This is a genomic window from Herbaspirillum sp. UBA812, assembly GCF_002296545.1.
Taxonomy (GTDB): domain Bacteria; phylum Pseudomonadota; class Gammaproteobacteria; order Burkholderiales; family Burkholderiaceae_D; genus Herbaspirillum; species Herbaspirillum huttiense.
Genome location: NZ_DBIC01000357.1, coordinates 1 through 4,437 on the forward strand (window position 1 = coordinate 1; position 4,437 = coordinate 4,437).

At 62.4% G+C, this 4,437-nt stretch carries 3 protein-coding genes and 1 pseudogene; all 4 read left to right on the forward strand.

Features of this window, described 5'->3' with window-relative positions; genetic code table 11:
- Positions 1–1,067: 2-oxoglutarate dehydrogenase complex dihydrolipoyllysine-residue succinyltransferase (gene odhB, locus B3873_RS23760; protein WP_286869398.1), on the forward strand; the 1,067-nt coding region annotated here is incomplete at its 5' end.
- Positions 1,068–1,188: 121 nt separating this feature from the next.
- Positions 1,189–2,616, forward strand: a complete 1,428-nt coding sequence (gene lpdA, locus B3873_RS23765) for a dihydrolipoyl dehydrogenase (protein WP_286869400.1) — start codon at positions 1,189–1,191, stop codon at positions 2,614–2,616.
- Positions 2,617–2,762: 146 nt separating this feature from the next.
- A complete protein-coding gene (zapE, locus tag B3873_RS23770) occupies positions 2,763–3,860 on the forward strand; it encodes a cell division protein ZapE (protein ID WP_088753358.1) in 1,098 nt (365 codons plus the stop codon).
- A gap of 10 nt (positions 3,861–3,870) precedes the next feature.
- Positions 3,871–4,437, forward strand: a pseudogene (locus B3873_RS23775) (hypothetical protein); the annotation flags it as partial.

Below are 4,437 nucleotides of genomic sequence, written 5' to 3' on the forward strand. Positions count from 1 at the left end.
AGATCATCAAGGCCGACGGTGCCACCGTCGTGGCTGGTGAAGTGATCGCCATCCTGGACACCGACGCTTCCGCGCAAGTGGCCCCGACCGAAGTCAAGGCTGCCCCGGCACCGCAATCGACCAACGAACCGACCCCGGTCGCCGCTCCCGAGCTGGCCTCCAAGGGCGACGTCGCCATGCCCGCCGCCGCCAAGCTGCTGGCCGACAACAACCTGTCGACCTCGCAAGTCACCGGCACCGGCAAGGATGGCCGCGTGACCAAGGGTGACGTGCTGGGTGCCCTGTCGGCTCCCGCCGCTGCACCTGCTGCCGCTGCCAAGCCTGCCCTGGCGCAAGTTGCTGCCCCGGTCAAGGCTGGCCTGGAAAGCCGTCCGGAACAGCGCGTGCCGATGAGCCGCCTGCGTGCCCGCGTGGCCGAGCGTCTGGTGCAATCGCAATCGACCAACGCCATCCTGACCACCTTCAACGAAATCAACATGCAGCCGGTCATCGACCTGCGCAACAAGTACAAGGACAAGTTCGAGAAGGAGCACGGCGTCAAGCTGGGCTTCATGTCCTTCTTCGTCAAGGCAGTCGTGCACGCCCTGAAGAAGTACCCGATCGTCAACGCTTCGGTCGATGGCAATGACATCGTCTACCATGGCTACTTCGACATCGGCGTGGCCGTCGGTTCGCCGCGTGGCCTGGTGGTGCCCATCCTGCGTGATGCGGACCAGATGTCCATCGCTGACATCGAGAAGAAGATCGGTGAATTCGGCCAGAAGGCCAAGGACGGCAAGCTGTCCATCGAAGAACTGTCGGGCGGTACCTTCACCGTCTCCAACGGCGGCACCTTCGGTTCCATGCTGTCGACTCCGATCATCAACCCGCCGCAATCGGCAATCCTGGGCATCCACGCCACCAAGGAACGTGCAGTGGTTGAAAACGGCCAGGTCGTGGTCCGTCCGATCAACTACTTCGCGCTGTCCTATGACCACCGCATCATCGACGGCCGCGAAGCCGTCCTGTCGCTGGTCGCGATCAAGGAAGCCCTGGAAGATCCGGCCCGTCTGCTGCTGGATCTGTAAGCAACCGGCCATCACGGCGTGAGCGAGGCGCTGAACGGCCCCCAGGCATTCAGCGCCTTTTTGCATCCGCTTTGGACCAAGAGATCAAAGCGGATGCGCACAACGAATCAGGAATACACACATGAGCAAGAATTTTGACGTGGTCGTCATCGGTGGCGGCCCCGGCGGTTACATCGCCGCCATCCGCGCAGCGCAACTGGGCTTCAACACCGCCTGCATCGACGAATGGAAGAACGAAAAGGGCGGCCCCGCACCGGGCGGCACCTGCACCAACGTCGGCTGCATCCCCTCCAAGGCGCTGCTGCAATCCTCCGAACACTACGAACACGCCAGCCACGGCTTCGCCGAGCACGGCATTGAAGTCAAGGGCCTGGGCCTGAACCTGGAAAAGATGCTGGGCCGCAAGAATACCGTGGTCAAGCAGAACAATGACGGCATCCTGTACCTGTTCAAGAAGAACAAGGTCGCCTTCTTCCACGGCCGTGGCTCCTTCGTCAAGGGCGATGCCAATGGCTACGAGATCAAGGTCGCCGGCGCTGCCGAAGAAACCATCACTGCCAAGCACGTGATCGTGGCAACCGGTTCGAACGCACGCGCACTGCCGGGTGCCGAGTTCGATGAAAAGCTGATCCTCTCCAACACCGGCGCACTGGCCATCTCCGAAGTGCCGAAGAAGCTGGGCGTGATCGGTGCCGGCGTGATCGGTCTGGAAATGGGTTCGGTCTGGCGTCGCCTGGGCGCGGAAGTGACCGTGCTGGAAGCCCTGCCGACCTTCCTCGGTGCCGTCGATGAACAAATCGCCAAGGAAGCCCACAAGCTGCTGACCAAGCAAGGCCTGGCGGTGAACCTGGGTGTGAAGATTGGCGCCATCAAGACTGGCAAGAACAGCGTCTCCGTGGAATACACCGATGCCAAGGGCGAAGCCCACACCGGCGAATTCGACAAGCTGATCATTTCCATCGGCCGTACCCCCAACACCATCGGCCTGAACGCCGAAGGCGTGGGCCTGAAGCTGGACGAGCGCGGCTTCATCGCCGTGGATGGCGACTGCAAGACCAACCTGCCCAACGTGTGGGCGGTGGGTGACGTGGTGCGCGGCCCGATGCTGGCGCACAAGGCCGAAGAAGAAGGTGTTGCCGTGGCCGAACGTATCGCCGGCCAGCACGGTCACGTCAACTTCAACACCATTCCCTGGGTCATCTACACCTCGCCGGAAATCGCCTGGGTCGGCAAGACCGAGCAGCAGCTCAAGGCCGAGGGCGTGCAGTACAAGGCCGGTACCTTCCCGTTCCTGGCCAACGGCCGCGCCCGTGCGCTGGGCGATACCTCGGGCATGGTGAAGTTCCTGGCCGATGCCAAGACCGATGAGATCCTGGGCGTGCACATCGTCGGCCCGATGGCTTCCGAGCTGATCTCCGAAGCCGTGGTGGCGATGGAATTCCGTGCGTCGTCGGAAGACATCGCACGTATCTGCCACGCTCACCCCTCGCTGTCCGAAGCGACCAAGGAAGCGGCCCTGGCCGTGGACAAGCGCGCATTGAACTTCTGATGCGCGATCAGTGCGACAATACGGGTCGCCGACGCCTGGCCAGCCCCTGGGGCTGGCCGCGTCCGAGTTGCCCGCATAGTGCGCATTGAGATGCCAACCCAATGGGCGAGCCTGGCTCGCCCATTGTCGTTTTACAAGACCACACCATGGATGTCCGTCAATTCTACGAACAGTCGCTGTCCCAGCGCGGTTATCAACCTGATGAAGCGCAGTTGCGCGCCATCGAGCGCCTGCAGCGCGCCTATGAGGAATGGGTCGCCTACAAGGCCCAGCGCGCCTCCACCTTCAAGCGCCTGATCAGCCGCCCGGCCGTGCCGCGTGGCGTCTACATGTGGGGCGGGGTAGGGCGCGGCAAGTCCTTCCTGATGGACAGCTTCTATTCCGTGGTGCCGGTGGTGCGCAAGACGCGCCTGCACTTCCACGAATTCATGCGCGATGTGCATCGCCAGCTGGATGAACTGAAGGGAATTTCCGACCCCCTCGATGAAGTCGCCAAGCGCATCGCCAAGAAGTATCGCCTGATCTGTTTCGACGAATTCCACGTCTCCGATATCGCCGATGCGATGATCCTCTACAACCTCTTGAAGGGGCTGTTCGATCACGGCGTATCCTTCGTGATGACCTCCAACTATGAGCCGAGCACGCTCTACCCGGATGGCCTGCACCGCGACCGCATGCTGCCGACCATCGCGCTGCTCAAGGAGAAACTGGACGTCATGAACATCGATGCCGGCATCGACTACCGCAAGCGGGTATTGGAGCAGGTGAAGGTGTACCACACACCCCTGAACGCCAAGACCGATGAAGAATTGCGCGCTGCCTTCGCCTCCGTGGCCGAGGCGGCCGATGAAGACCCGCGCGTACACATCGAGGCCCGCGAAATCCGCGCCCTGCGCCGTGCGGGCAGTGCGATCTGGTTCGACTTCGCCACGCTGTGCGGGGGGCCGCGTTCGCAAAACGATTACCTGGAACTGGCCAGTCGTTTCCAGACCGTGATCCTGTCGGGCATTCCGCGCATGTCGGCGGCCATGTCTTCGGAAGCGCGCCGCTTCACCTGGCTCATCGACGTCTTCTATGACCACAAGGTCAAGCTCATCATGTCGGCCGCGGTGGAACCGGACGAGCTTTACACCGTCGGCACCCTTTCCAACGAATTCCACCGCACCGTTTCACGTATCATTGAGATGCAGTCGAAGGAATATCTGGATGCGGACCGCCGCTCGATTGCCGACAGCCTCTCCTGAAAAACCCCTGATGAACAAGAAATCCATGCAAGCTCTTTTTGCCGATGCCAAGTGCGTCACTTCTTCCCTGTGCGGCCTGATGCTGGCCCTGGCCGCCGGTGCCAGCATGGCGCAAGGGCAGGCATCGGCCAGCGCCACGTCCGGCGCACAGCCGGGACGGATCCAGGCGCAAGCCCAGGGACAAGTCAGCCCGGCCGATTCCGGTGCGACACCACAGGCTGCTCCTGTTGCCCCCGCGCCCGTCATGAGCCGTGAACGCTTCGACGAACTGGAAGCGCGTGCGCCGATTGCGCAGCGTTATCCTGCCGGCTCCATCAAGTCCGACGAAACCGCACAAAAGGCGCTGGACGAAGCCGCCGAAGACCGGCAAGTGGCCGAGCTGCGCTACATTCTCGATCAGCGTGCCTGCTATCCCAAATTCCTGGTCTCGGACTGCCTGGAAGCCGCGCGCGACCGCAAGCGCCTGACCGACAAGGGCATCAAGGCGGTGGAGTACGAGGCCAAGGTGTTCCAACGCCAGGCCACCGTGGACGACCGTGATCGTTCACTGGCCGAGCAGCGTGCCAAGGACGAGGAA

Bases quoted from the DNA above. Each gene is read 5' to 3' on its own strand.
- lpdA (WP_286869400.1), top strand. From the start codon at position 1,189: ATGAGCAAGAATTTTGACGTGGTCGTCATCGGTGGCGGCCCCGGCGGT.
- zapE (WP_088753358.1), top strand. From the start codon at position 2,763: ATGGATGTCCGTCAATTCTACGAACAGTCGCTGTCCCAGCGCGGTTAT.